This is a genomic window from Candidatus Glassbacteria bacterium, from assembly GCA_019456185.1.
GTDB lineage: Bacteria > Gemmatimonadota > Glassbacteria > GWA2-58-10 > GWA2-58-10 > JAJRTS01.
On the sequence record VRUH01000042.1, the window covers coordinates 14,294 to 35,392 of the forward strand.

The following is a 21,099-nucleotide window of genomic DNA, read 5'->3' on the forward strand; positions in this document are numbered from 1 at the left end:
GCTGTCAACAGCGCGGGGCGGCATGAAGATTGCCCGCAGAAAGCAATCTTCATGCCGCCCCGCTAAAGAAAGAAAGGCAAATGCCCCTTAATATCACTTCCATAGAGGAAGGTAGATACTAAGCTATTAATGATTGGCATATTTATGGCCATTATAAGGTGGCGTAATGAGTTATAAAGCCAAACCGGTTTATTTATTTAATCCTGTGCGCAGTACGCCTCAAATAAGAGAAGCTATAGAATCTTTTTTTAGATATTGGCTTCCAATACATACTGAAGAAGAAGAACTGAACTTATTTCACTATACCACTCAAGAAGGCTTAACAGGAATTCTACACAGCCGTTCAATATGGTGCAGTGATATAAGTACTTTAAATGATCCAGAGGAATTGCAGTATGGTAAAAAATTGGTAGATAGCAAATTGAAAGAAAACATTGCAAAAGAAAGTAATGATCATATTGTAAAATTATTAAAAAGAATAGAAATGCATGTGAATGACTTTGATACATACCACAAAGTCTATATCGCATGTTTCTGTGAAAATGATAATTTATTGAGCCAATGGAGAATCTATGCGTCTAGAGGTGGTGGATTTAATCTCGGCTTGTCAATAAATGACAACACAAAGTATTCCCATAATGTTAATGATATAGGCGATACATCATATATCATATTGAGGAAAATAATATATGAGTACAGCCATCAAGAAGACATAATATCAAAATACATCTCAAATATAATGGATGGATCAAAGAAAGCTTTGGCGTGGTTTGATGAACATGGTTGTATTCCTGAAGCTTGGGCAGACATAGCCGCTCTGGAATCAATAAACGTACTCATTGATATAGTTACAACACTAAAAAACCCTGTGTTTCATGAGGAAAAGGAGTGGAGATTAATTAAATTCATGGAACCAGATTTTCGTCTTGGTCTCTTAAATTTTAGAAATGTAAATAATAGCATTACTCCATATCTAAATACTTTTTTATACGAAGATGCAGGCGATAAAATGGTATTCCCCCTCAAAAAGATAAAAATTGGACCAATGCTTGAGGAAGATAGTACAAAGGAAAAATTAAAATTGCTTGTAAAAAGTAAATCTGAGATTCAGAGCAAAATATATTTAGATGAAGGGAATGTTGAAATTTCAGGGGCAGGATTCAGCCTTAGATCGTAAATAACATACGATATAAAATTTTGGATTTCGTTCGAATCATCACCCCCCACTCTCCCAGAAATCCCAGATCATCGTAAACAAACCGTCCACGCTGTCCTGCAGATGGTGGCCGCCCTCGCCTTTCAGCAGCAGCACCCCGCTCCCGCCGCGGCAGCGGTCGTAGCAGAACCCGGTGATCCGGTCACCGACAGTTTTGATGGACGGTTCTCCCCCGCAACCCAGCGCACCGGCCCACAGCCCGGCCATTCTACCGGGTCTTCAGCTCCGCGCCTCCAGGCTGATATCCATGTTCAACTCATCGCACAGCTCAGCCAGCTCGGCCCGCAGCTTTTTCAACGGTACCTCGCCGGGGATTTCCGCATCCAGGACCATCCGGAACATCGGCGTACCGGTGACCGGCGCGTTGCTGGCCTCGGTTTCGAGGTTATCGATATTGACCCCGAACCGCGCCAGCAGTTCGGTGACCCGGAACACAATCCCCGTGCGGTCCATTCCGACCACGGTCAACTCATAAGGGATTCCCTCTTTGACCTTGTAGCCCGTCTTCTCGGCGGTGGGACGGATACTCAGCGAAAGCCCGGTCTCTTTTTCCAGCTCGGGAAGGCTGGCGGAGAATCCGGACACCGCCGCCGCCTCGCCCTCGATCAGCACCAGGATCGCGAATTCACCGCCCAGCACCGCCATCCTGCTGTCCTCGATACTGCAACCGGCGTTGAACGCCGCCCCGCTTATCGCCCTGGCGATACCCGGCTTGTCGGGGCCCACGCCGGAAAGCACTACGTATTCGCTCATCACTGCCTCTTTCGGTTTTCCAGTCCACTGTTGGCATTGTCGGTCCGCCGGATTATACTTGTATTGTTAAGATATCCATCCGGCCGGAGTTTATGCAAGTGGATGGGCCTGGCGGCAGCCATTCCCGTTCAATAACCGTGACAGTGACAATTACCGATTCCGCCGGAGTGGCGGTCCCGCTGGAGCAGTTCGCAACTGATCTCTGTGGTGTGGAGCAGGTCCAGCCCGCCTGTGTGCGCACCGCGCAGATTGTCGGGTTGCTGGCGTTAGTGCTGGTTGGAGTTGTCGCATTTTACTTTTCCGTCAGATAAGGAATCATTTGTGCCCAAGCTGCTGCTGATCATCCTCCTGCTGGCGCCCTTTGTCGCCTGGGACGCCGCGAGTTATGTCCTGCGCCAGCGCGGCGACACCAGCCCGGCGCGGCGCCAGGAAATCCTGCGCCATTTCAGCGAGCGGCAGATCGAAACCGGCAGGCAGCATCTAGTACGCCACAACAAACTCATGCCGTTCTACCGGGTGATATTCTACCTGTTCTACGGCCTCCTGCTGTTCGCCGGTCTGGGTGGGCGGCTTGAAACCGGGTTGCTGGGCGTGGCGGGAGGGAGATGGTGGGCCGCCCTACCGCTGTTCGTACTGATTCTGCTCGTTGCCCAGACCCTGCTCTATGTTCCGTTTTCAGCTTACCGGGAATTCGTGATCGAGCGCGAGATGGGCCTGAGCACGATCACCGCGGGCACCTGGATCGCCGACCGGTTCAAGACCCTGGCGCTCAACTGGCTGATCGCCACGCTGGTCGCCCTGCCCGTGCTGTGGCTGGTGCGCTCGCTGCCCGGTTCGTGGCCCCTGCCGGCGGCCGGGGTGATCCTGGCGCTCAGCGCGTTCGGGATCTGGATCACTCCCTTGATTATCGATCCGCTGTTCAACAAGTTCACTCCGCTGGAGGACAGCCGCCTGGAGGAGGATATCCGCGACCTCGGCGCCGGGGCCGGGCTGAATGTCGACAAGGTGTACGTGATGGACGCCAGCAGGCGCTCGCTGTACCTCAATGCCTATTTCACTGGGCTGGGCAACAGCCGCCGGGTTGTGCTCTATGACAATCTGGTGCGGGAATGCGGCCACGATGAGATCCTCAGCGTGGTGGCCCACGAGCTTGGGCACTGGCGGCACAACCATATCACCAAGGGGTTCCTGCTGGAGGCGGCGGGCGTAACTGTCGGGCTGTGGCTGCTGTGGTGGCTGTTGAACTCGGCGGGGGTCAGGAGCTTTTTCGGGCTGAGCGCGCCGGGCAGCCTGACCCTGGTTGTCCTGCTGCCGTTCCTGCTCAGTCTGGGCGGGACACTGGTTTCCCCGGCCATCAGCGCAATCAGCCGCCGGTTCGAACGTCAGGCCGACACCGCCGCGCTGGAGCTGACCGGGAACCCCGAGGCGTTTATCAGCCTGGAGAAACGGCTGGTCGAGCACGCCAAGGCCGACCTCCTGCGCCCGGAACTGCTGCACGTGTTCTACGGGAGCCACCCCCTGCCCGAAGAGCGGATCGAACGGGCCGAAAACTGGGCCATCTCCCGCTGACAGGCGTGCTGGCATGCCACGGCGTCCTTGAAAAAAATCGGCAATCTGTTTAACTTTATCCTCTGCCCGTGCAACAAATCCCCGACAACAGGTATGAGAAACAGGAGTAAGTTAGATGAGCAAGCCCAAGGTTGTTATCTCCGACTGCGACCACGGCACGGTGGAAGCCGAGAAGGAAGTTTTCGAGCAGGCCGGACTGGATTGGGAACTGCTGGACTGCCGGCGCGAGGACCAGGTGATCGAACAATGCGCCGGGGCGGCCGGTATCTTAAGCCAGTACGCGCCGATCAAGAAAGATGCGATCGCCGCGCTGAGCGGGCTGAAAGTGCTCAGCCGCTACGGCGTGGGGGTCGATAACCTGGACCTACCGGCCGCCACCGCAGCCGGGGTGGCTGTCTGCAACGTGCCCGATTACTGCCAGGACGAGGTCAGCACGCACGCAATGGCCCTGCTGCTGGATATCGTCCGTGGGGTCACCGCCCTGCACGTGGATGTCGATGCGGGCGGCTGGGACTTCCGGATCGCCGGCAGCGTGCCCCGCACCGCCGGACGAACCCTGGGCCTGATCGGCTTCGGCGCAATCGCCAGGATGACCGCGCGCAAGGCGCTGGGCTTCGGCATCAAAGTGCTGGCGTTCGATCCCTATGTCAAAGAAACCGACCTGGACGTGGAGTTGACCGACTTGGACAGCCTGCTGGGCGCCAGCGATTTTATCAGCCTTCACGCCCCCCTGACCGATGAGACGACGAAGATGATCAACGCCGAAACGCTGTCCAGGATGAAAGACGGCGTCTACCTGGTCAACACCAGCCGTGGCGGGCTGGTGGACGAGGCCGCGCTGGCCGAGGCCGCGAAAAGCGGCAAGGTAGCCGCCGCCGGACTGGACGTGCTGACCAATGAACCGCCGGAGCACGGCAATCCGCTGGTCGGGCTGAAAAACGTGATCCTTACGCCCCACACCTCGTTTTTCTCCGACGACTCGTTTGTGGAGCTCAAGCGCAAGGCGGCGATGAGCATGGTGGAGGTAATCGAGGGCAGGGAAGTCAGTTACTGCCTCAATCCGGACGTTCTGAAGGGCTGATGTCAAATCCCGCGGCAGGCCACGCCGCAGGCTGCCAACTTGACATCAACTCTTATTTATATGATAATATTCTGGTAGCTTTGATCTTGCTTTTTGCCTTCTCAGCCCGCTGTTTCGGGCCGGGGAAAGGACCGCCAAGACTTTCGTGAGCATGCCGATGGCCGGTAACGAACCGAAAAATAATTTCGAGTCGCTCGAAGAGCTGGAGCAGATCGAGGGAAACTATTTCAAGATGGATTTCTTCGTGGCCGGCTCGCTTGCTCTGTTTACTGTCTGGGTTTTCATGGCGGAGAAGAGTTTCGGCTGGACCCTGCTGCTCGGCGGGATGGCCATCCTGTTTTTTATCCGCGGAGTGCGCAACTGGAAGGGAAAAACCCTTCCAGCGCAGGCGACCCGCAGCGAATCCAGGCCGAAGGACGAATCCTGAATGCCTGCGCGGCGCGATAAGGTGCACCGGCTGATCACCCTGACTACCGATTTCGGTACCAGGGATGGCTACGTGGGCGCGATGAAGGGGGTGATCCTCGGTATCGCCCCCGGCGCGCGGCTCGTGGATGTGACCCACGATATTGATCACGGGCGGATCCGGCAGGCCTCGTTCCTGCTGGACAACGTGCTCGATTTCTATCCCGACGGGACGATCCATCTGGTGGTGGTCGACCCGACGGTGGGCAGCAAAAGACGCGCGCTGATTGTCGTTTCCGGCAACTGCGTGCTGGTGGGACCGGACAACGGCGTGTTCGAGCCGGTGTATCTCAGAGACAAGCTCTGGAGCTGCTATGAGATTGCCGAGAGCCGCTACATGCTGCCGGAAATAAGCCGCTCTTTCCACGGCCGCGATATTTTCGCTCCGGCAGCCGCGCACCTGGCCGCCGGGATTGCCCCGCAGAAATTCGGCCCGCCGGTGGATAACCCGGTCCGCCAGACTGGAACCCGGAGAAAGTTGATCGGCGAAGACCGGATAACGGGCAACGTGGTCCACACCGACAGGTTCGGCAACCTGATTACCGATATCACGGCCGCCGAACTGGATTCGCTGGAGTTCGACAGGAGCAGCCTGAGAGTTACGATCTGCGGCAAAAAGATCGACGGGCTCAGCAGCCATTACGCCCAGGCCGGGCGCGGCGAGCTGCTGGCGCTGCTGGGCGGCACCGGCAGACTCGAGGTGGCGGCCAACCTGGAAAGCGCAGCGGCCAAGCTGGGAACGATATCGGCCTACGCGGTAGTGACCATTACCAGGCAGTGAGGGCGGCACTAATATATTGACAGCGGGCGGAGAGAACATATCTTTATTGCGTTATTGGCCTCGTTGTTCCCGTTGCGGCGCGGCCGAAAAGCAGTTCCGGCTGTAACAAAACCCCACCTGTTTGCGCTTAAGATATTAAAGTTGAGTTTTCTGACGAGTTTTACCGCGCAAGGGCCGGATCGCCGGCTGCGTCGAATCAAAACAAATTTGCTAATGCTTGAAGTGTCCGGACCGGTGGGAGCCGATACGGGCGCTGAGGCTTCCGTTCCGGGGGCGGGGCCGGCATCCGAACTGGATTCAGGAGGTAGAGGCCTGATGGCTACCAGCCCGAAAGAAATATTCAATCGCCCGGTCGACACGACCTACATGGGCGCTCCGATCAACAACATGACCAAAGGCCTGCCCAAGGAAGTGGAATCGATCTGCCCCGAACCCGGCTGCATGAAAATCATCATGGCCAGGATGTTCGATGAAGACGGCAAGGTCTGGATGGAGAAAACCTGCCCGGACCACGGCTATGTCAAGGACCTGTACTGGTCGGACGTGGATTTATTCCTCAAGGCCGAAAAATGGGAGTTCGGCGACGGGAAGGGTCTGATGAACCCGATGAGCGAATGCTCCACCTGTCCCGATGACTGCGGAATCTGCAACCAGCACACCAGCCACACCTCCCTCGGCAATATCGACCTGACCAACCGCTGCAACCTGAACTGCCCGATCTGTTTCGCCAACGCGAACAGGCTGGGCAGGATCTACGAGCCCAGCAAGGAAGAGATTATGGATATGCTGAGGCTCTACCAAACCGAGCAGCCGGTCAGCGGACGGATGGTGCAGTTCTCCGGCGGCGAGCCCACCATTCACCCCGATTTCCTCGATATCCTCCGGGGAGCCAGCGAACTCGGATTCAGCCACATCCAGGTGGCCTCCAACGGAATCAAGTTCGCCGACGAGGATTTCACCATGCGCGCGGCCGAGGCCGGACTGCACACGATCTACCTCCAGTTCGACGGGGTGGAGGACAGGATTTACGAGCAGACCCGCGGCCGGGCGCTGATGAAGTACAAGGAGCGCACGATCGAAGCAGTGCGCAAGGCAGGGATCAAGATCGTGTTCGTGCCCACTATCGCCGCCGGGATCAACGAAGACCAGGTGGGTCCGATCCTGCAGTACGCCCTGGACAATATCGACGTGCTCAGCGCGATCTCCTACCAGCCGGTGAGCCTGACCGGCCGGCTGAACTGCGAGGATCGCCAGAAACTGCGCTACACCCTCCCCGACCTGGCACGCAACGTGATGGAGCAGACCGGGTACGTCACCATGGACGACTGGTATCCCCTGAGTTTCACCAGCCCGGTCAGCAAGATTATCAGCGCTCTGCGCGGAGCGGAGACTGTCCATATCAGCTGCCATCCCCACTGCTCGCTCGGAACCTATCTCTTTATCGAGCAGGGCACCAACCGTCCGGTACCGCTCACGCAGTTTGTCGACGTGGAGGGGATGTTCACCGAACTGAACTATCTGGCGGCCAAAACCCGCAGCAGCCGGTTCAAACAGTTCGCGCAGATGAATGCTTTCTACAAGATCCAGAAGTACTTCGACAAGAAAAAAGCGCCGAAAGGCATGGGCTTCACCAAGTTCCTGCAGACGCTCGACGGTTTTTTCGACAAGAATGCCGGCCGCGGAAAAAAAGACGGCACTTACACCAACAAAACCCTGCTGGTTGCCGGTATGCATTTCATGGACTCCTACAACTACGAGTTGGAACGGGTGCGCCGCTGCGTGGTTCACTACAGCACGCCGGCCGGGAAAATTATCCCGTTCTGCAGCTACAACGGAGGCCATTGCCACCGCAACGCGATCGAGGAAGAGTACTCGATTACGCTCGAGGAGTACAAGCAGCGGCGAAGGGAGGCTGCGCAGAATTAGCGCGGCTGAGTTAATTGCGCCGGCTGATTTGCAAGCGGAGATAGCAGCCTATCTCCGCTTTCCAATTAAGGTCCCGGTCCGGTCCGTCCCCGCGCAAAGGGTGCGGGAAACCAGGGGAGTACCATCTTGTGGGAGTCGGTCAAAAAGGCGATCGGCGATAACGGGAAGTTTCTGCTCTGTACGCACAGGGACCCCGATGCGGACGGGATCGGCAGCGAACTGGCGCTGTGGCGGGCGCTGGAGCAGATGGGCAAGCAGTGCGTAGTACTCAACCCGGACAGCCTGCCTGCTGCGCTCGATTTCCTCGACCCCGGCGGAGTCGTGCGCGGCTTCGACAAAACCGGGCCGGAGGAAAGCTGTCGCCTGCTGGACGAGACCGAAGTGATTTTTTTCCTCGACGCCTCCCAGTGGGGGAGGCTGCGGCCGATGGACGGCGAAGTGATGGCCAGAGCCGGCAAGGTGCTCTGCATCGACCATCACCCCGCCGATGAAGCGCTGACCCCCGGCTCGGTGATCAGGGACAGCTACTCAAGCACCGGAGAGCTGGTCTATGACCTGCTGAAGGACCTCGGCCACCCGCTGGACGGCGCGATAGCATTCAGCCTGTATACGGCCCTGGTCAAGGACACCGGCAGTTTCCGCTTCGAGAACACCGCCGGCCCGGTGTTCCGCATGGCCACGGAGCTGAGCGCGTTCGACGAAGTCAGACCCAACTACGTTTACGGCCTCCTGTTCGAACGAAGTTCGATCGCCGGTGTAAAAGCGTTGGGAAAAGTGTTGAATACACTCGGCCTGGCCTACGACAACCGGCTGGCGCATATCAGCCTGACAGCTGAAATAATGGAGCAGACCGGGGCCACCCTGGAGGAGACCGAGACTTTTGTCGATGTTATCCGCGCGCTGGACCCGGTGGAACTGTGTATCTATTTCCGGGAGCTGGACGGTGGACGGATCAAGGTGAGTTTCAGGAGCAAATCGGCCGGGATCAATGTCAACACCCTGGCCGAGAAATTCGGCGGCGGCGGACATCTCCGGGCCAGCGGCGCGGTGATCGAGGGCGCGCTGGAGGTGGTTGTCGCCCGGGTCGTCGAGGCAGCCGCCGAGTGTTTCGAGAACAGGGCAGAAGTTTGAGGGCGTGAAAATCAGGCGGACACGTCCTCGGTTAACGCACCACAGGACGGGATAAATGGCGATAAATATCGGGATCGATCTCGGCAGCGTCAGCGTTAAAGCGGCGCTGTATTCGACAGATAAATCAGACCACCGGTTTTTCTCTTCTCTCGCGGACAACTCCCTTTTCCAGCGGGTGGTGACCATTACCCACCCTTTCACCGGTGAAAGCTGCCATCTGGCGATCACGAATTACGCCAGGATTGCCGGTAACCCCATGCAGCAGGCGAAATCCCTGCTGGAAAAACTCGAGGAGCTTGTCGGCAGGCAGAACCTGGGCGAGGTGGTCGCCACCGGCTGCGGAGCCGGTCTGCTCAAAGACGAATACGGGGTGCTGATCCAGAACGAGTTCGCCTGTCTGGCCCGGGCCGTGGAGCTGATGCTTCCCGAGGTCCGGACCGTGTTCGAGATGGGCGGCGAGAACTCCAAGTATCTGCTCTTCGAGAAAGACGAAGCCGGCGGCGGCCTGGGGATTGTCGACTACCAGACCAACGGTGACTGCGCCGCCGGCACCGGCGGGTTCCTGGACCAGCAGGCCGGACGGCTACGGTTCAAGGTCGAGGAGATCGGCGATATCGTGCTGGCCACCGGCCGCGCCCCCAAGATCGCGGGCCGCTGCTCGGTGTTCGCCAAGAGCGATATGATCCACGCCCAGCAGAAAGGGTTCACTCCCGAGGAAATCCTCAAGGGCCTCTGCGAATCGGTCGCCCGCAACTTCAAGGGCGCGATCACCAAAGGCAAAACTGTCGAGCCGCGGGTTGCGTTCGTGGGCGGCGTGGCCGCCAACCGCGGCGTGGTCCAGGCGCTGGAGAATGTGTTCGGCTGGGAAGAGAACACGCTGGTGATCCCGGAAAACTACGCCTCCTTCGGCGCGATCGGCGCGGCTGTGCATGCCGAGGGAATCAGGCGAGGCGAGGACTGGAAAGGCACCGGGTTCAGCCTGGACAGGCAGAACGGTAAACGGCGCGAGTTCCCGCACGGCAGCCGGCTTTCGATGGAGAACGTGGTCCTGCTGCGCGACCGGATGGCCGCGCTGGACCCCGCTGAAATTCTCGAGCAGCGCGAGGCGTTCCTGGGAATCGATATCGGTTCGGTCAGCACCAACCTGGTGTTGATCGACACCGAATGCAATGTCCTGCGCGAAATCTACACCAACACTGAAAGCCGCCCGATCGAGGCGGTGGGACGCGGCCTGCGCGAGATCGAAACCGAACTCGGCGACAAGATTGTCATCCGCGGCGTGGGCACTACCGGCTCGGGCCGCGAGCTGATCGGCGAGCTGGTGGGCGCCGACACGGTCAACGACGAGATCACGGCCCACAAGACCGGCGCGAGTTTCGTGGATCACAATATCCTGGACCTCGGCGTGGACACCATCTTCGAGATCGGCGGCCAGGACAGCAAGTATATCAGTCTCGAAAAAGGCGTGGTTGTCGATTTCGCGATGAACGAGGCCTGCGCCGCCGGCACCGGGAGTTTCCTGGAGGAACGGGCCAAGGAACTGGGTATCCGGATCAAGGACGAGTTTGCCGAGATCGCCCTGGGCAGCGAAAACCCCCTTCGCCTGGGAGAACGCTGCACGGTGTTCATGGAGCGCGATGTCAACAGCTACCTTCAGCGCGGGGCTGAGCTCCAGCGCGTGGTCGCCGGACTGGCCTACTCGGTGGCGACCAACTACATCAACCGGGTCGTGCGCGGCCGCAAGATTGGCGAGGTACTCTTCTTCCAGGGCGGCACCGCCTACAACGACTCGGTGGCCGCCGCGCTAAGCTCGATCCTGGGCAAGCGGGTGATCGTGCCGCCGCTCAACGGGGTGATGGGCGCGCTGGGCGAGGCCCTGCTGGCCCGCCAGAAGATGCTCAAGAGCAGCGAGCGCAGCCGGTTCCGCGGATTCAATCTCGACCAGGTCGATTACAAGATCCGCGAGTTCACCTGCAACGCCTGCACCAACTACTGCCAGATGCAGGAATTCACGGTGGAGGGCGAGCGCACCTACTGGGGCGACAAGTGCAGCGAACGCTACCGCAAGGCTGTCAAGGCCGAGCGCCAGCCGGTGATCGAGGACCTGATCGATTTCCGCGCCAAGCTGCTGGTGGAGGACTATGACCCCGGCGCGGGCAAAGGCCCCGTGGTGGGTATTCCGTTCTGCATGTCGTTCTACGAGTGGATGCCGTTCTGGCTGCGGTTCTTCGGCGAACTGGACGTCAAGGTCCTGCTCTCCGAACCGACCACCAACCAGATCGCCAACCTCGGCCTGGAATGCGTGGTCAGCGAACCCTGTTTCCCGATCCAGGTGGCCCACGGCCACGTGCGCTGGCTGATCGACCAGGGGGTAGACCGCCTGTTTGTCCCGAACAACATCTCCGCCCCCGGCGGCGACCCCATGCGGCCCTCGTTCTTCTGCCCCTGGAACCAGACCCTGCCCTTCGTGGTCCGCGCCGCGCCGATTATCTCCGAGTATGCGGACAGGATCATGATGCCCACGCTGTGGTTCAACCAGGGCGAGGAAGCGGTTGCGAAATCGCTGTATGACTCGCTGAAAGAGGCGGGCTTGAAACACAGGCTGAAAGACATCAGAGGCGCCGTGTCGAAAGCTTTCGCGGTCCAGACCGCTTTCGGCCGCAGTCTCCACGAAGCCGGAGCGCGCGCGATGGCGGTGCTGAACAGCCACAAGGAGCATGGCATCCTGCTGCTGGGCCGCCCGTACAATATCTACGACAAGGGCATCAACCTCGAAATCGCCACCAAACTGCGCAATTACTACGGCGTCAACGTGATCGGCCTCGATTTCCTCAATATCGACGGCGTGGATATCAACGACATTCACGAGAACATGTTCTGGGGCTATGGCGAGAAGATCCTGGCAGCGGCGCGTTCGGTTCGTGACAAGCCCAAGCTCCATATCATCTATATCACCAACTTCAATTGCGGCCCCGATTCCTATATCAAGCATTTCGTGACCAAGGCCAGCGGCAGGCCGTACCTGAGCTTGCAGTTCGACGAGCATAACAACGACGCCGGGATGCTTACCCGCTGCGAGGCTTACCTGGACAGCAAGGGAGTGTTGAGACGATGGGGAACGACAGAGCAGGAAATGGCGGAAGCAGGAAATCTTTAAAGGGCCGCATCCTTTACGTACCCCAGATGAGCTTCGGCGGGGCGATGGCGTTTGCCGCCGCCTTCCGCAGCGTGGGGATAAATGCGAAAATCAGCCCGGACAGCGACGCACGCACTCTGGAACTGGGCAGGCGTTACACCAGCGGCGAGGAATGCCTCCCCGCCCCGGTGATGCTGGGCAATTTCCTCAAGCTTACCGAGCAGCCCGATTTCGAGCCGGCGAAGACGGCGTTTTTCATGCCCACGGCCGACGGGCCCTGCCGGTTCGGCCAGTACGCGCCATATATCAAGAAAATCCTGGGCGAGATAGGCCTGGACGACGTGCTCGTGTTCAGCCCCACCAGCAGCGATGGTTACGATGGCATGGGCGAGCATGGCAACAAATTGATGCGCAACGCTCTGCGCGGATTGATCTGCGCCGATATCCTGCGTAAAATGACCCACAAGACCCGGCCTTACGAAATCAACCAGGGAGATACGGACAAGGTTCACACCGAATCGCTCAGGCGGGTCGAAAAAGTGCTGGAAGTCGAGGAGACCGACACCGGGGAGCGGATGGACAAGCTGGTCGAGGCGATGACTGTCTCGCGCGACCAGTACCGTGCTATCCCGGCCCGGTTCAACCGCCGCCGTCCGCTGATCGGCGTGGTCGGCGAGATTTTCTGCCGCCTGACCCCGTTTACCAACGATTTCCTGATCAACAAGATCGAGGAATTCGGCGGCGAATGCACCCTGTCCCATATTGTCGAGTGGGTCTGGTACTCCAATACACAGCAGCAGAAACTTCTGAGCCAGAGCGGACAGCGCTTCACGGTCAAGATGCTGGGCGCGAAGATCAAGAACTGGATCCAGCAGAAAGACGAGCACGCGCTCTACGCGCCCTACCACGACGATTTCAAGGGCTACGAGGAGCCGGAAATCCATAAAATCCTCAACTACTCCCAGCCTTACCTTCCCCACCAGGGAGCGCTGGGCGAGATGACTCTCTCGGTCGGTAAAGCCGTCTCCCACTACCACCAGGGCTGCGACGGTGTGGTGGATATCAGCCCGTTCACCTGCATGAACGGGATTGTCACCGAGGCGATCTACCCGGTGGTGAGCGCGCAGATGGACAATATGCCGATCCGCAATTTCTTTTTCGACGGCAGCCAGTACGACGTGGACCGCGACGTGGGGATTTTCATGGAACTGGCCCGCAGCTATCAGCAGCGCAAACGGACCGAGAGGGTGTTTCCCGACCACTTCCCGGTCGAAACCGCGGCAGCGGTCTAGAGCGGGCACCGATCAAGACGGCAACAAACAAGCGCCCCGCAGGGTACTGACTCTGCGGGGCGTTTTGCACCCCCCGTTCAATTGATCCGGCTTTCCGGGCAAAATTGCGCCAGCCTGTCAATTGCATGATTTCACAGGCCCGAAAGTGGATTCCGGCTTCAGTCTTTCCTCTTGCCCTTAGCAGACGGATTGAATAACTTATTTAATCGTTCAACTTACCGTATTTTCTCGACTTGCGGCGGAGCCAGGTCCGATGCCACAAAAGGAAACCGGCCAGCATGTGATCCGTCACCGCTCGGTGTTCACACTGCCCACCCGGCTCAGTTTCTGGTCGCTGGTGCTGCTGACCGCGGTGTTTTTCGTCATGCTGCTGGGCTATTTTCTTTATACCCAGAGCCTTGTCCGCGACCTGGAACGCGACGAGTACGTGCTCAGCAAGGCTGTCGCCCAGTTCATGGTCAACGCGTTCGACATGCGCACCGGCCTGGAAGACCAGGAGCTGGTCAATATTTTCGTCCAGTACGGCAACGACACCGACGTCCTGCGGGAGCTGGTGGGCGAGTTCGACAACCCGCTGGCGATCACTGATTCCACCGGTACGCCCGTGATGTGGAAATCCATCGGCGTGCCGGAGGATATCAACACCAGGGACCCCGAGGTGCTGGCCCGGATCAAGGCGACGATTCAGAACATGGACCGCCAGAACCCGCCGATGAGGATCCTCAACAACGCGCTCGAGGAACAGTTCGTGGTCCACTACGGCGACCCGCCCGCGCTGACCCGCCTGCGCACGATCCCGTTGTACCTGGGCGGGATGCTGGTTCTGTTCGTGGTGATCGCCCTCTGGATCCTGCGCCGTCAGGCCCGCACCGAACGCAGCCTGATCTGGGCCGGGATGGCCCGTGAGAGCGCCCATCAGCTCGGTACTCCGATTTCGAGCCTCTACGGCTGGCTCGAACTGCTGAAAATCAAGCTCTCCGAGGCCCGCGCCCTCCGTGGCTCGGTAGACCTGGAAACGGTGGACCAGGTGGACGGCCAGGAGAAAGAAATCGTGGACGGGATCGGCCAGGATGTCGAGCGGCTGAGCAAGGTGGCCCACCGCTTCGAGCTGATCGGCCGGCGCAGCAGCTACGACCGCCTGGACTTGGCCGAGGTTCTGCGCGGCACCGAACAGTACTTCCGCGCCCGGCTGCCCAAGCGCGGCAAAATAATCGAACTGAAAGTGGAACTCGGCGAACTTCTGCCCGTGCGGGGTAACCCCACCCTGCTGGAATGGGCCTTCGAGAATATCATCAAGAACAGCATCGATGCGCTCACCGGCCGCGGGGGCATTATCCGGATCGAGGCCATGTACGACTCCGAGCGCGATGAGGTCGATATCATCTTCAGCGACAACGGCCCCGGCATTCCCGGCAATGTCCGCCGTCACATCTTCGACACCGGCGTGACCACCAAGAGCAAAGGCTGGGGCGTGGGCCTGGCCCTGGCCAAACGGATAATCGAGGAAAACCACGGCGGCAGGATCATGCTGACCCAAAGTTCGTCGGACAAAGGGACGGTGTTTCTGGTAACCCTGCCGGCCACCGAAACCAGCGACACGGTTAAACAATAAGGTGAAATCTTCAAGCTTATGAATTCTCAGCAACTGCTCGACAAGCTCAACCCGCCCCAGCGCGAGGCTATAACTCACGGCGAGGGCCCGCTGCTGGTGCTGGCCGGCGCCGGCAGCGGCAAGACCCGTGTGCTGACATTCAGGATCGCCTGGCTGGTCGGCGAGCTGGGCGTGCCGCCCTCGGATATCCTGGCCCTCACGTTCACCAACAAGGCCGCCGGCGAGATGAAAGCCCGGGTCGAAAACCTGATCGGCCAGGGCACTTCGTTGTGGATCGGCACGTTCCACAGCATTTTCGCCCGCATATTGCGCCGTGACGCCCAACTGCTGGGCTACAACCAGAACTACACGATCTACGACGCCGATGACAGCGAGCGGGTGGTCAAGAATATCCTCAAGGAACTCCCCGACTCGTTCCAGAACCTCAAACCCCGTCAGCTCAGGCATAAAATCAGCCGCTGGAAAAACGACCTCCGCATACCCGAGGATGTCAAAAAGGGGGGCGGCAACCCCGCTGATTCCCGTACAGCAGAGATCTACGAGCGCTACGAGCACGCGCTGAAAGAAAATAACGCGATGGATTTCGATGACCTGATCATCCGGCCGGCCGAGCTGTTCGCCAAGGCTCCAGAGGTGCTCGAGCGCTACCGCCGCAAATTCCGGCACATCCTGATTGACGAGTTCCAGGACACCAACCGCGCCCAATACAATCTCGTGCGGATGCTGGCCGGCAGCCCGGCCAACCTCTGCGTGGTGGGCGATGACGACCAGTCGATCTACGGCTGGCGCGGGGCCGAGATACGCAATATCCTCGATTTCGCGGAGCATTTCCCCGGCACCACGGTGGTCCGGCTCGAGCAGAACTACCGCTCGTCCGGCAACATCCTCGAGGTTGCGAATGCCGTGGTGGTGCGTAACCGCGGGCGCAAACCAAAAAAACTGTGGACCGAGAAATCCGCCGGAGACAAGGCTGTCGTCCTCGAGTGCGAGAACGAACTCGACGAGGCCGACCAGGTGGTGTCCCACTCCCGCCGGGCGACCGAGGAACTTGGCCTGGCCTGGCGCGAGCTGGCGGTACTCTACCGCACCAACGCCCAGAGCCGCGTGCTGGAGGAAGCGTTCAACCGCAACGGTGTCAAGGTGGTGATTATCGGCGGCCTGCGGTTCTACGAGCGCAAGGAAATCAAGGACCTGATGGCCTACCTCAAGGTGATTGTCAACCCCCGGGACAGCACCAGCCTCTACCGGATAATCAATGTCCCCGCCCGCGGGATCGGCCCGGCCACGCTGAGCAGGCTCACCCGGTTGGCTGTCGAGCTGGGCGAGCCGCTGTACCACGTGCTGGGCGAGGCCGACCGGGCAGAGGGTGTGGGCGGCAAGGTGGCCGGCACGGTGATGGAGCTGCACACGATGTTCGAGGACCTGCGCACCGCCTCCCGTACCGAGAGCGCAACCGCGGTGCTCCAGGAGCTGATCCGCCGCTCCGGCTACAACGACAGCATGGCCGAGCTGGATACGATCGAGGCCCAGGGCCGCATGGAGAATATCCAGGAGCTTGTCAACGCCGCCGAGGAGTACAGCGAGCGTTTCAGCGGCGAGGAGGGCGTGAGCTGCCTGGAGGGCTGGCTGGCCGAGACCTCGCTGGTCTCCGAGATCGATTTCCACGATCCGGACCAGGACTGCCTGACCCTGATGACCCTGCACAACGCCAAGGGCCTCGAGTTCCCGGCCGTGTTTATCACCGGTGTCGAGGAGGACCTCCTGCCGATCTCCCGCGCCTGGGAGGACGACGACGGGGAGGCGGTGGAGGAGGAGCGCCGGCTGTTCTATGTCGGGATCACCCGCGCCATGAAGCGGGTGTACCTCAGCTGGGCCTCCACCCGCAGGCGTTACGGAGTAATCACCGGCAGCGGTCCCAGCATGTTCCTGCGCGACATCCCCGACGAGCTGGTGGAGAAGGTCCCCAGCTTGCGCCGCCGGGCCGGTTCGTTCGGCGCCTATGCCCGCCGTCAGGCCGAAACGTTCGGCCGCGGAGGACGGGGCCGCAGCCCGATCGGGCCGCAGCCGCCCATTTTTGCCGCCCCCCGCGGCGACGGACCCGTCAACGGGGAGCAGCCGCAGAGCGCGGGAGAACCGGTGTTCGTGCCGGACCCGGGGGTGGATGAACCGAATTACCGCAAGGGCGAGCGGGTGGTGCACGGCACGTTCGGCAGCGGGACGATCCAGGAGGTTACCGAGAGCCTGGGCGACATCCGGGTCACCGTCCGCTTCGACTCCGGGTTCAGCAAGAAACTCGTACCCCGGTTCGCCCGGCTGCTGAGGGAGTAAATGGAGTATTTACAGAAGGAGCAATAAATATGAGCCAAGATTATAGTTCACAAAAGACTTATTTTGATTGGGTTAAAGAAGACGCAAAGGCTAGAAAAGAAGAATTAGAAAAGACCCTAAAGGCAGTTTTTTCTGCGTATCTTGAATTTCAGCAGGTTGAGGTTATTTGCTTCTCTGCAATGAGTGCGCATAAGTTAGCCAAAGCTTTATACCAAAAACCAATCATACTGAAGGCCTTGCTTGCTGCATGTAATATAGGAGAGCGTGCCCTGATTAGAGATTTGAATATATCTATTAGCACTTATGGGAAAAAAATATCACAAAGCAATGCTCAGATAATTGCGGGATATATAAAACCTTTTCTGCCTGATTATTTGGAACTTAATACTTTAGGGAAAATTGACCAGATATATTTCATTGATAAGGAAATCCGGAAGAAAAAGGGTACTTGGGAAAAAATAATCACTACTACACTGAATAAAGTCTGTAGAAAAGAATTTAAAAAAAGAAAATTTGAGATTGAAGGAGAGCAATTCGAAATAGATGCTGCCAGTCCAGCTAAAGGTGCAATACAAGTTGCCATTGACGTCAAAAGGATTGAGGCGAGAAGAGATATTCATAAACGGTGTGATGAAATTGCAAACAAGGCCTCTAAACTGAAAAATGCCTTCCCAGATTCTCTATTCTTTGCTGTTATCCTATTTCCTTTTCCTGAACAACACATCAATATTAAAAGCAGATTACAATCCAATAATATTAACAATGTCATATTCGCCGGAGACTCTAAAAGTTCAATCAATGATGCATGTAAGATGATAGATGCTCTTATTAAGGACAAGAATAAATGCTAAATCACACCAAACATTTTCTTATAAATGATGATGCTCGAAAAATATCTTACCTCGAAGATCAAAGTGTGCATTTAATACTTACATCTCCACCATATTGGACTCTAAAAAAATATAGAACTGAGATTGATCAACTAGGCAGTATTGAAGACTACGATCTTTTCGTCCTCGAATTGGAAAAAGTTTGGAAGGAATGCTTTAGACTATTAGTTCCAGGTGGTCGTTTGGTCTGCGTTGTTGGAGATGTATGTCTATCCCGCAGAAAATTTGGCAGACATCTGGTCGTTCCACTTCATGCTGATATTGTTACCAGTTGCAGAAAGGTCGGTTTTGATAACTTGAATCCAATTATTTGGCAAAAAATATCCAATGCCAATTATGAAGTTCAACGTGGTTCCAAATTTTTAGGTAAACCATATGAACCAAATTCAATTATTAAAAATGATTTTGAATTCATTTTAATGCAAAGAAAGCCAGGTGGTTATCGTAAACCAACAGAAGAACAAAGAAAGCACTCTAAAATTAGCAAATCTGACTTCAATAAATGGTTCAGACAATTCTGGAACTTGTCTGGTGCATCTACTAAAGATCATCCCGCACCTTTTCCTCTTAAATTAGCTTATCGATTGGTAAGTATGTTCTCATTTATTGATGATACCGTTCTTGACCCATTTTGTGGTACCGGTACTACTATGCTAGCAGCGATGCAAACAAATAGACATAGCATTGGCGTAGAAATTGATGCCGAATATTGCCAGTACACACTTAAAAGACTAAAGGCAGGATCAAATCAATTGTTCAGTAAATATGACATTAGATATTATTCTGCAGATGATTTGGATACCGTTAAACTCATAAAACAAGCCTGATCAATCCTAAATCATTTCCATTTTTTGTTGGCAAAACATCTGAACCATTCCCACGGGAGACCGCCATGAGCGACAACGAGAAGAAGATCGGCCGCCGCAAGTTTATCGCCGGTGCCAGCGCAGCGCTTGCCGCCGGCTCGCTGGGCGCGCCCCACGTGTTCGCCGCCAACGCCGACAAGCCCGCTATCCTGGGCGGCACACCCGTGCGCACCGAACCGTTCCCCTCCTGGCCGATGTACGACAGCACCGACGAGAACCTGCTGCTCGATACGTTCCGCTCCCGAGGCTGGTGCCGGCTCGGCAACGACCAGGTGAACTCGTTCGAGCGGAAATTCGCCGGGCTGATGGGCGTGACCCAGGCCCTGGCGACCAGCAGCGGCACCTGCGCGCTCAACACCGCGCTCAACGTGCTCGAGATCGGGCCGGGCGACGAGGTGATCACCACGCCGTACACGTTTGTCGCCACCGCCCAGGTGGTTTTCCAGGTGGGCGCGCTGGCCGTGTTCGCCGATATCGATCCCGAAACCCACATGATCGACCCGGACCGGGTGGAAGAGAAAATCACACCGCGCACCCGGGCGATCATGCCGGTGCATATCGGCGGCGGCGCATCCGACATGGACCGTCTGCTGGAGATCGGCAGCAAGCACGGCCTCCCCGTGCTGGAGGACGCCTGCCAGGCCTGGCTGGGCGAATGGCGCGGCCGGAAACTGGGCAGCCTCGGCGATCTGGGCTGCTTCAGCTTCCAGGAAACCAAGAACCTGACCTCCGGCGAGGGCGGCGCGGTGATCGGCAACGACAACGTGCTGATGGACATGGCGGCCAGCTACACCAACAACGGCCGTCCCGCGGGCACGCAGAGATCGACCCTGACCGGCTACCCCAACGCGGGCAGCAACCACCGGATGACCGAGTTCCAGGGCGCGATTCTCAACGGCCAGCTGCGCCGCCTGGAGGAACAGACCGAGCGCCGCAACCTCAACGGCCGCTATCTCGATTCCCTGCTGGACCAGATACCGGGAATCGCCGCGGCGCGCAGCTACGAGGGCCAGACGCGCCACGGCTACCACCTCTACATGATGAACTATGACAGCGCCGAGTTCAGCGGGATGAGCAAGTGGAAGTTCCGCGACGCGCTGGAGCGCGAGGGGATCCAGACGATCAGCACCGGCTACGCCATGCCTCCGCTCAACAAGCAGGGCTTTATCGAGCAGAAGCTGACCGGCAGGCATTACAAATATGTGTTCGGGCAGACACGGCTTGACAAGTGGCGTGCGGAGAACGAGTGCCCCAACAACGACAGGGTCTGCGGCGAAACCGGCCTGTGGCTGTTCCAGGCCGTGCTGCTGGGCACGAAAAAAGACATGGAAGATATCGCCACGGCGGCGGAGAAACTCCGTAAAGCCTCGGCGCAGATTGCCAAAGCCTGAATCGAAAGGAGTGCCAGGTGTCGGTAACGAGGGATGAAGTCGCCAGGATCGCCCGCCTGGCCCGGCTGGAGCTGGGAGAGGACGAGGTGGACCGCATGACCGCGGACATGAACGCAATCCTGGAACATGTCGAGCAGTTGAGCGAGGTCGATACCGAAGGGGTCAGCCCCCATTCGTTCCTGGAGGGCAAGCGTACGCCTGTCCAGCCGGACGAGGTGCGGGAATTCCCGAACCGGGACGAAGCCCTGGCCAACGCCCCCAGGAAAGAGGGCACGTTCTTTATCGTGCCCAGGGTGATCGAGTAATTTTGCAATGCGCGCCATTCAGATCAAATAAACGATTGTGGTATTGCGAAACGGAGCCGGATTTTGAGTGAGATACGAACATTGAGCGCCTCTGCGCTGGCGGGCAAGCTGTCCGGCGCAGAGCTGGGCGCCCGCGAGGTCTGCCAGGAGTTCCTGGCGTCGATCGGGGCGGACGGGCACAACTGCCTGATCGGCGTGCGGGCTGAACAAGCACTGGCCGAGGCGGAAGCGGTTGACTCCGCCCGCGCCAGGGGAGAAAAACTCCCGCCAACCGCCGGACTGCCGCTGGTGATCAAGGACAACATGGTGGTGCGCGGCAAGCTGCCCACCACCTGCGGATCTAAAATCCTGTCCAAT

Annotated in this window: 19 protein-coding genes; 17 read left to right on the top strand and 2 right to left on the bottom strand. The window is 57.9% G+C overall.

Annotation, left to right across the window (positions count from 1 at the left end; all coding sequences use genetic code 11):
- Window positions 1-166 precede the first annotated feature (166 nt).
- A complete protein-coding gene (locus tag FVQ81_13520; GenBank protein ID MBW7997568.1) occupies window positions 167-1,177 on the top strand; it encodes a DUF2971 domain-containing protein in 1,011 nt (336 codons plus the stop codon).
- A 39-nt stretch (window positions 1,178-1,216) separates the two neighbouring features.
- Here FVQ81_13520 and FVQ81_13525 read toward each other — a convergent pair whose 3' ends face one another.
- Both FVQ81_13525 and FVQ81_13530 read right to left on the bottom strand, forming a co-directional pair.
- Entirely contained in the window at window positions 1,217-1,423 is a 207-nt protein-coding gene (locus FVQ81_13525) for a hypothetical protein (GenBank protein MBW7997569.1), read from the bottom strand.
- 12 nt (window positions 1,424-1,435) lie between these two features.
- Entirely contained in the window at window positions 1,436-1,969 is a 534-nt protein-coding gene (locus tag FVQ81_13530; protein ID MBW7997570.1) for an ACT domain-containing protein, read from the bottom strand.
- 98 nt (window positions 1,970-2,067) lie between these two features.
- Between FVQ81_13530 and FVQ81_13535 the strand changes: the two genes are divergently transcribed.
- The 16 genes from FVQ81_13535 to FVQ81_13610 form a co-directional block, all read left to right on the top strand.
- On the top strand, window positions 2,068-2,280 hold the full coding sequence (locus FVQ81_13535; GenBank protein MBW7997571.1) for a hypothetical protein: 213 nt from the start codon (window positions 2,068-2,070) through the stop codon (window positions 2,278-2,280).
- 10 nt (window positions 2,281-2,290) lie between these two features.
- Window positions 2,291-3,538 carry a M48 family metallopeptidase gene (locus FVQ81_13540; protein ID MBW7997572.1) on the top strand — a complete coding sequence of 416 codons (1,248 nt, stop codon included), beginning with the start codon at window positions 2,291-2,293 and terminating at the stop codon, window positions 3,536-3,538.
- A gap of 115 nt (window positions 3,539-3,653) precedes the next feature.
- Complete coding sequence (locus tag FVQ81_13545; GenBank protein MBW7997573.1) at window positions 3,654-4,619, top strand: C-terminal binding protein; 966 nt, start codon at window positions 3,654-3,656, stop codon at window positions 4,617-4,619.
- Between the two features lie 157 nt (window positions 4,620-4,776).
- Window positions 4,777-5,046, top strand: a complete 270-nt coding sequence (locus FVQ81_13550; protein ID MBW7997574.1) for a hypothetical protein — start codon at window positions 4,777-4,779, stop codon at window positions 5,044-5,046.
- Window positions 5,047-5,865: an SAM-dependent chlorinase/fluorinase gene (locus FVQ81_13555; protein MBW7997575.1), complete on the top strand. Its 819-nt coding sequence runs from the start codon at window positions 5,047-5,049 to the stop codon at window positions 5,863-5,865. It abuts the gene before it with no gap.
- Window positions 5,866-6,078: 213 nt separating this feature from the next.
- Window positions 6,079-7,791, top strand: a complete 1,713-nt coding sequence (locus FVQ81_13560; protein ID MBW7997576.1) for a radical SAM protein — start codon at window positions 6,079-6,081, stop codon at window positions 7,789-7,791.
- A gap of 126 nt (window positions 7,792-7,917) precedes the next feature.
- A complete protein-coding gene (locus FVQ81_13565) occupies window positions 7,918-8,922 on the top strand; it encodes a bifunctional oligoribonuclease/PAP phosphatase NrnA (protein ID MBW7997577.1) in 1,005 nt (334 codons plus the stop codon).
- Between the two features lie 55 nt (window positions 8,923-8,977).
- Entirely contained in the window at window positions 8,978-12,079 is a 3,102-nt protein-coding gene (locus FVQ81_13570; protein MBW7997578.1) for a hypothetical protein, read from the top strand.
- Entirely contained in the window at window positions 12,034-13,350 is a 1,317-nt protein-coding gene (locus FVQ81_13575; protein ID MBW7997579.1) for a hypothetical protein, read from the top strand. The genes FVQ81_13570 and FVQ81_13575 overlap by 46 nt, the downstream gene beginning before the upstream one ends.
- Before the next feature lie 253 nt (window positions 13,351-13,603).
- Window positions 13,604-14,962 (top strand): HAMP domain-containing histidine kinase, encoded by a 1,359-nt coding sequence (locus tag FVQ81_13580; GenBank protein ID MBW7997580.1) that lies wholly within the window; start codon window positions 13,604-13,606, stop codon window positions 14,960-14,962.
- A gap of 18 nt (window positions 14,963-14,980) precedes the next feature.
- A complete protein-coding gene (locus FVQ81_13585) occupies window positions 14,981-17,290 on the top strand; it encodes an AAA family ATPase (protein MBW7997581.1) in 2,310 nt (769 codons plus the stop codon).
- A gap of 29 nt (window positions 17,291-17,319) precedes the next feature.
- On the top strand, window positions 17,320-18,141 hold the full coding sequence (locus tag FVQ81_13590) for a hypothetical protein (protein MBW7997582.1): 822 nt from the start codon (window positions 17,320-17,322) through the stop codon (window positions 18,139-18,141).
- Complete coding sequence (locus FVQ81_13595) at window positions 18,135-19,007, top strand: site-specific DNA-methyltransferase (protein MBW7997583.1); 873 nt, start codon at window positions 18,135-18,137, stop codon at window positions 19,005-19,007. The genes FVQ81_13590 and FVQ81_13595 overlap by 7 nt, the downstream gene beginning before the upstream one ends.
- Window positions 19,008-19,072: 65 nt before the next feature.
- Entirely contained in the window at window positions 19,073-20,437 is a 1,365-nt protein-coding gene (locus FVQ81_13600) for a DegT/DnrJ/EryC1/StrS family aminotransferase (GenBank protein MBW7997584.1), read from the top strand.
- Window positions 20,438-20,454: 17 nt separating this feature from the next.
- Window positions 20,455-20,742, top strand: a complete 288-nt coding sequence (gatC, locus tag FVQ81_13605; protein ID MBW7997585.1) for an Asp-tRNA(Asn)/Glu-tRNA(Gln) amidotransferase subunit GatC — start codon at window positions 20,455-20,457, stop codon at window positions 20,740-20,742.
- A 63-nt stretch (window positions 20,743-20,805) separates the two neighbouring features.
- On the top strand, window positions 20,806-21,099 hold a 294-nt coding region (locus FVQ81_13610), incomplete at its 3' end, for an Asp-tRNA(Asn)/Glu-tRNA(Gln) amidotransferase GatCAB subunit A (protein ID MBW7997586.1).

Bases quoted from the DNA above. Each gene is read 5' to 3' on its own strand.
- FVQ81_13520 (MBW7997568.1), top strand. From the start codon at position 167: ATGAGTTATAAAGCCAAACCGGTTTATTTATTTAATCCTGTGCGCAGT.
- FVQ81_13525 (MBW7997569.1), bottom strand. From the start codon at position 1,423: ATGGCCGGGCTGTGGGCCGGTGCGCTGGGTTGCGGGGGAGAACCGTCC.
- FVQ81_13530 (MBW7997570.1), bottom strand. From the start codon at position 1,969: ATGAGCGAATACGTAGTGCTTTCCGGCGTGGGCCCCGACAAGCCGGGT.
- FVQ81_13545 (MBW7997573.1), top strand. From the start codon at position 3,654: ATGAGCAAGCCCAAGGTTGTTATCTCCGACTGCGACCACGGCACGGTG.
- FVQ81_13550 (MBW7997574.1), top strand. From the start codon at position 4,777: ATGGCCGGTAACGAACCGAAAAATAATTTCGAGTCGCTCGAAGAGCTG.
- FVQ81_13555 (MBW7997575.1), top strand. From the start codon at position 5,047: ATGCCTGCGCGGCGCGATAAGGTGCACCGGCTGATCACCCTGACTACC.
- FVQ81_13560 (MBW7997576.1), top strand. From the start codon at position 6,079: ATGCTTGAAGTGTCCGGACCGGTGGGAGCCGATACGGGCGCTGAGGCT.
- FVQ81_13570 (MBW7997578.1), top strand. From the start codon at position 8,978: ATGGCGATAAATATCGGGATCGATCTCGGCAGCGTCAGCGTTAAAGCG.
- FVQ81_13575 (MBW7997579.1), top strand. From the start codon at position 12,034: ATGGGGAACGACAGAGCAGGAAATGGCGGAAGCAGGAAATCTTTAAAG.
- FVQ81_13580 (MBW7997580.1), top strand. From the start codon at position 13,604: ATGCCACAAAAGGAAACCGGCCAGCATGTGATCCGTCACCGCTCGGTG.
- FVQ81_13585 (MBW7997581.1), top strand. From the start codon at position 14,981: ATGAATTCTCAGCAACTGCTCGACAAGCTCAACCCGCCCCAGCGCGAG.
- FVQ81_13590 (MBW7997582.1), top strand. From the start codon at position 17,320: ATGAGCCAAGATTATAGTTCACAAAAGACTTATTTTGATTGGGTTAAA.
- FVQ81_13595 (MBW7997583.1), top strand. From the start codon at position 18,135: ATGCTAAATCACACCAAACATTTTCTTATAAATGATGATGCTCGAAAA.
- FVQ81_13600 (MBW7997584.1), top strand. From the start codon at position 19,073: ATGAGCGACAACGAGAAGAAGATCGGCCGCCGCAAGTTTATCGCCGGT.